This is a genomic window from Paenibacillus sp. TY11, assembly GCF_059772165.1.
Genome location: NZ_JCBAIQ010000078.1, coordinates 1 through 532, shown reverse-complemented (window position 1 = coordinate 532; position 532 = coordinate 1). Strand labels below are relative to the sequence as shown.

General features: G+C 49.4%; 1 protein-coding gene. It reads right to left on the bottom strand.

The window, feature by feature from the left end; genetic code table 11:
- Window positions 1-532 (bottom strand): AMP-binding protein (locus AC6EJC_RS26925; protein ID WP_444956522.1); only part of this gene is annotated, 532 nt, incomplete at both ends.

Genomic DNA, 532 nt, shown 5'->3' with positions numbered 1-532 from the left:
ATATTTGGGTATTCGCGATAGGACGTCCGATATTAATTTCTTGAGCATGGGTCAGTTCCTGTACGGCCGACCAAACCGTCGTTTCTGTAGGTCCGTACATGTTATAAATGCGGGGACCGTTTATTTCTTGCAGTGCTGCCAGCAGCTTGGACGGAAGGGCTTCACCCCCGACCATAATTACCTTCACGTTTCGCAGCGCGCGGGAACCTGCTTCATGACCCAGTAGCATTTGCAACCGGGATGGTGTCATTTGCAACATCTCAATAGAATGTTGAGTAATCAACTCACCAAGCGCCTGCGGGTCCACCTGATGCTGGCTGTCGCCAAGCACAACCGTCATTCCACCCAACAGGGGCAGGATGGTTTCCAAGACGAAAATATCGAATGAAATGGTCGTCAGTGACAAAATCGTTTGGCTCGCTTCAAAGTCAATTGCTTCGCGCATTCCTGTAATAAAGTTGAGTACCGAGCGATGCTGCAGCATAACTCCTTTCGGATTTCCAGTCGAACCAGAGGTATAGATGACGTAAGC